Consider the following 4,703-nt stretch of genomic DNA (forward strand, 5'->3'; position numbering starts at 1 on the left):
CCCTACCCCCCCACCCCTCTCACCCGCCCAAAACACCCGAGCGGGCGAAAATGCATCGGGAGCGACCTGGGACTTTGCCGCCGAGCGTGCACCGAGGGCCGTTGCGCCGAAAGCCCGGCGGGCGAGCTGCCGCCGGTCCATCCTGGGCTCATGACGCAGCCCCGGAACCGAACAGGTACGTGTCCACGAGTGCTCATAGTCGGGGCGGGCCTGGCCGGCACCGCCACGGCGATCCGACTGCTCCGCTTCGCCCGCAAGCCGCTGGAGATCGTCCTGCTCGAGCGGCGCTCCGACTACCGGTCCGCCGGCGTCGCCTACCACCGGGACGGCAACCCCTGGGACCACGTGTTCAACATCCAGGCGGGTCGGATGTCGGTGTTCCGGGAGGACGTCCTCGACTTCGTGCGCTGGGCCAACCGCGAGGCCGACCGCCGGGACTGGCCGACCCCCTGGGACGAGTTCGAGTTCGTCGAGCAGGGCCCGGCGCCCCGACGGATCTTCCAGGACTACCTGATCGACCGGCTGGCCGAGGCCGGGCGGGAGGCCTGTCCCGGCGTCGTGCTCGTCGAAGCGGACGGCGAGGCGGTCGACCTGGAAGTGCGCGCCACAGGCGTCGAAGTGACGGTGTGTGAGTTTTTCGCGAGCGGCCTGGAGGCCGGGCCGGTCCCGGAATCGACCGCACTGTGCGCCGACCACGTCGTCCTCGCGACCGGCCTCGAACTCAGGGATCCGCCCTTCGCCGCCGACGTGCGCGACCACGCGTCCTTCGTGAGGAACCCGTACTCCGCGGCCGGCGTCCGGAAGCTCGAAACGCTCCCGCCCGAGGCAACGGTCGCGATCGTCGGATCCGTGCTGAGCGCGTACGACTCGGCGGGCCTCCTGCTGCGCCGGGGCCACACCGGAAGGATCCACCTGATCTCCAGGACCGGGACGATGTTCCGGACGTATCCCGGCGGCCACGAGCACGAGGTGTTACAACTACCCTGCCCGAAGGCACTGTTGGAGCCGTACCGGAACCGCGAGGAGTTCCTCGCCCGGGTCCGGTCCGAGTGGGAGACGGCGCGCGAGGCGGTCCTCCGGGACCACCCCGAGGTCGACCCGACGGTGGTCGCGGAGCGGGTGGCCAAGGCTTGGGAACCGCATCTTCCCGAGGCCATCGAGCGGATCCCTTCCGCGGAACTGCGGAGCCTGCTGGACGAGTTCGGCACCTCGATGGCCGCACTCCGGGTCGGCGCGGTGGAGTACACCATGGCGATCATCGAGCGCGCGATACACCCCGCGGACGGCTCGGCGAAGCTGGTCGTCGGCAAGGTGGAGGGGATCACGCCGACGGCGTCGGGGCGGCTGGTCGTCTCGGTAGCGGCCCCGGAGGAGGAACACGCCATCGAGGCCGACCTGGTGGTCTCCAACTTCGGCAGGGAGTCGGACTACAGCAGGGTCGGCCGGCCGCTCTGGAGGAATCTCCTCCGGAGGGGGATCGCGGTACCCCACGAGCGCACCGGGCGCGGCCTGGAAGTCGACGAACACGGGACGCTGCTGAGCCCCGGCGGGGAGCCGGCCGGCCCGGTCTCCGCGGTCGGCGCACCGAGGGAGGGTGACGAGATCGTTCGAAACGGCCGGACCGGCGCGTTCACCTTCAATCTCGCCGCCATCAAGAACCAGTCCATCGCGGTCGCCGCGCGAGTGATCGAGCAACTGGAACTGGAACTGGAACCGCACGAAGACGGTTTGGCCCGGGACATGGCTCAATGCCACGGCCACGTCAGCAATTCAGAGGAAGCGGCCCCGGTCGGATTCGACGAGGCTGTAGCCCTGGAGGTGCGGAGGTTGGCCACGCGTCATCGGAGCGAGCGGGAAGTACTCGGTTTCCGCTTGGACGCCTGTATCCGATCCATAGGCGGACTTCCGCCCCTCCCGATGGCCGCCTCCGGGCGTGACCGCCTGATGGGAGCGGTCGTCAACCGGGCCGCCGTCCAACGGCTCACCGACGTCACCGTGACGCCACGGCAGCTGCGTCGACAACTGGGGATCACGGACACCGAGGATCTGGAGGACTAGGTGAACGGGCGACGGATTCAAGGATTCCTATTGACCGGTGGCACACAGAGCGTGTTACGGGGTACCTGTAACCGCACGAGAAGTCCGCTCAAGGGATCCATCCTCGTCGCCCCTTCCCTCGAAGCGGGAATATACGAAGCGATCGTGGCGGCGCGTGCGGTCGTCTGCAGTTCGGGCGGGCCGACCGGCCACATGCAGTCCATCTGCCGCGGCAGGGGCATACCCGTGCTCCGCGTCGACCAGGCGGACCTCGCGGACCTGGTCGGGGAAGTGACGCTGCACCTGGAGAGCGAGACCATCGTCATCGGGTCCGACGCGAGCGGCGTCGGGGCCCCGGTCCCGGGGGCCGGGAGCTCCCCGCTGGACCGCCTCGGCTCGGCGTGCGCGGTCATCGCGGACCTGCAGGACATCCACACGATCAACGCGTGCGGGCCGAACGCGGAGCGGGTCGAATCCTTCTTCATCCGCGAGGAGTTCCTCTGCCTGGCGGCGGGCCTGCGTCCGCTCGACTCCCTCCACGGCGGCCCCGCCGACGTCGCGGCCTACGGGCGGGCCGTCGCGGACCGGCTGTGCACCTTCGTCGAGGCGCTGCTGCCCGGCCAGCGGCTGGTCCTGAGGCTCCTCGACCTCCGCTCCGACCACGCCGCCGGCGTCACCGAGCTGGCCCCGGTCGCGGTCGAGCCGAACCCCGAGCTGGGCCTGCACGGCGCACGCTGGCTGCTGGGCTCGGCCGCCTACCGGGACGCGCTGCACTCCGTGCTCGGGTCCCTGCGCGAGCGGCTCGGCGACGACGCGGGCCGCGTGCACCTCTCGGTTCCCTTCCTCAACGACGCGAAGGAGTTCGCCCGGCTCAGGGCGCATCTCGCGTTGCCCGCCGACGTGCCCGTGTCCGCGTTCGTCGAAACGCCCGCGGCGGTGCACGCCACCCGGGCGCTCTGCGCCGCGGGCGCCAGCGAGCTGTTCGTCGGCACGAAGGACCTCGTGCAGTTCTACCTGGCCGCCGACCGGACCAACCACCTGGTGGCCGGGTCCTACCAGACCCGGCACCCGGCCGTCATCGACGGAGTGCGGAGCGTGGTGGAGTCCGCGCGCGCGGCGGACACCCCGGTGAGGGTGTTCTCCCTGGGCGCGGACCTCGCCCACTACCTGGACCGCCTGCCCACCCCGGACGGCTACATGATGTGCACCGCCGAACTCCGGCAGGTGCTCCTCCAGCCACACCCCTGACCGGGCCGCCACAGCCGGGCAGCCGACCCGGACCGGCCCGGAGAACGCGAAAGCCGCAGGTCGCTGACCTGCGGCTTTTCCGTATGGAGCGGGCGACGAGAATCGAACTCGCGCTCTAAGCTTGGGAAGCTCATGTTCTACCATTAAACTACGCCCGCCTGACGAGCCGTCAGTGACCGCTCGATCGCCTTCACTGTACCCCATGCGTGACGCCGCTTGCACGGGTGGCCCGGGGACGTGGCGGAGCAGGGTGGGGCGGGGGTGGGGGGCGTACTGTTTGGGCCGCGTGAGAGTGCTCCGGCGGGTGGGGTCGGGGCGGCGAGCCATGGTGTGGAATGTCCGGAACATCCCCTAATGTGACGCTGTCCCGGGGCCCGCTCCCCGGGGCGCGACGAGTACGGGTGAGTACTGGGTTAGGGATGGGAAGGGGATCGATGGAGCAGCGCACCGTCGTTCGTTGTGCCGAGGGGCACCTGTTCAGCACCACCACGTTCCCGATGCAGAACCTCGGACCCGGCCGGCTGGGGCCCGGCCGGCTGATCCGCTGTCCGCAGTGCGGACGGCTGAGGAGTTCGGTGTTGGCCGACGTACGGGAGCTGTCCGCTCCGCAACTGGCCCGGGCGATGCGGCTGGAGGCCGCGGAGTTCCTGGCCTGACGGCCGGCGCGAGGACGGAAGGGGCCCCGGGCGGATTCGTCCGGGGCCCCGTCGTGCACGTAACCTCGAAGCGTGCTGCTCTCTGACAAGGACATCCGGACCGAAATCGACCTGGGCCGGGTCGTCATCGACCCGTTCGACCCGACGATGATCCAGCCCTCCAGTATCGACGTGCGCCTCGACCGCTTCTTCCGCGTGTTCGAGAACCACAAGTACCCGCACATCGACCCCTCCGAGGAGCAGCCGGACCTCACCCGGCTGGTCGAGCCCGACGGCGACGAGGCGTTCATCCTGCACCCCGGCGAGTTCGTGCTGGCCTCGACGTACGAGGTCATCACCCTGCCCGAGGACGTCGCCTCCCGGCTGGAGGGCAAGTCGAGCCTCGGCCGCCTGGGCCTGCTGACGCACTCCACGGCCGGCTTCATCGACCCCGGCTTCAGCGGCCACGTCACGCTGGAGCTGTCGAACGTCGCGACGCTGCCGATCAAGCTGTACCCGGGCATGAAGATCGGGCAGCTCTGCCTGTTCCGGCTCTCCTCGCCGTCGGAGCACCCGTACGGCTCGGAGCGCTACGGCTCGCGCTACCAGGGCCAGCGCGGCCCGACGCCGTCGCGCTCCTTCATGAACTTCCACCGCACCCGGGTCTGACCCGGACGGAGTGCACGCACGGCGGGCGGTGAGCTCGGGGCCCGGCACCTCGATGCGGACGGCGGCGTCGGCGGCGACCCAGGCGGCCAGCTGCGCGTTGACGGCCTCGGTGAC

Annotated in this window: 4 protein-coding genes and 1 tRNA gene; 4 read left to right on the forward strand and 1 reads right to left on the reverse strand. The window is 70.4% G+C overall.

Annotated features, from left to right (window positions below; all coding sequences use genetic code 11):
- The first annotated feature begins 150 nt into the window (after positions 1-150).
- Together ACFV4F_RS42380 and ACFV4F_RS42385 are read left to right on the forward strand one after the other, a co-directional pair.
- Positions 151-2,058: an FAD/NAD(P)-binding protein gene (locus ACFV4F_RS42380; RefSeq protein ID WP_380511181.1), complete on the forward strand. Its 1,908-nt coding sequence runs from the start codon at positions 151-153 to the stop codon at positions 2,056-2,058.
- A gap of 51 nt (positions 2,059-2,109) precedes the next feature.
- Positions 2,110-3,285: a putative PEP-binding protein gene (locus ACFV4F_RS42385; RefSeq protein ID WP_380511184.1), complete on the forward strand. Its 1,176-nt coding sequence runs from the start codon at positions 2,110-2,112 to the stop codon at positions 3,283-3,285.
- Positions 3,286-3,369: 84 nt separating this feature from the next.
- On the opposite strand, the gene ACFV4F_RS42390 is transcribed toward ACFV4F_RS42385, so the two are convergent.
- A tRNA-Gly gene (locus ACFV4F_RS42390) sits at positions 3,370-3,443 on the reverse strand.
- Between the two features lie 261 nt (positions 3,444-3,704).
- Here ACFV4F_RS42390 and ACFV4F_RS42395 point away from each other — a divergent pair.
- Together ACFV4F_RS42395 and dcd are read left to right on the forward strand one after the other, a co-directional pair.
- The gene (locus ACFV4F_RS42395; RefSeq protein WP_359970373.1) at positions 3,705-3,941 is read left to right on the forward strand and encodes a hypothetical protein; all 237 of its coding nucleotides are present in this window, start codon (positions 3,705-3,707) and stop codon (positions 3,939-3,941) included.
- 72 nt (positions 3,942-4,013) lie between these two features.
- On the forward strand, positions 4,014-4,589 hold the full coding sequence (dcd, locus tag ACFV4F_RS42400) for a dCTP deaminase (protein WP_380446469.1): 576 nt from the start codon (positions 4,014-4,016) through the stop codon (positions 4,587-4,589).
- Positions 4,590-4,703: the final 114 nt, after the last annotated feature.

The organism is Kitasatospora sp. NPDC059722 (assembly GCF_042733235.1).
Lineage (GTDB): Bacteria > Actinomycetota > Actinomycetes > Streptomycetales > Streptomycetaceae > Kitasatospora.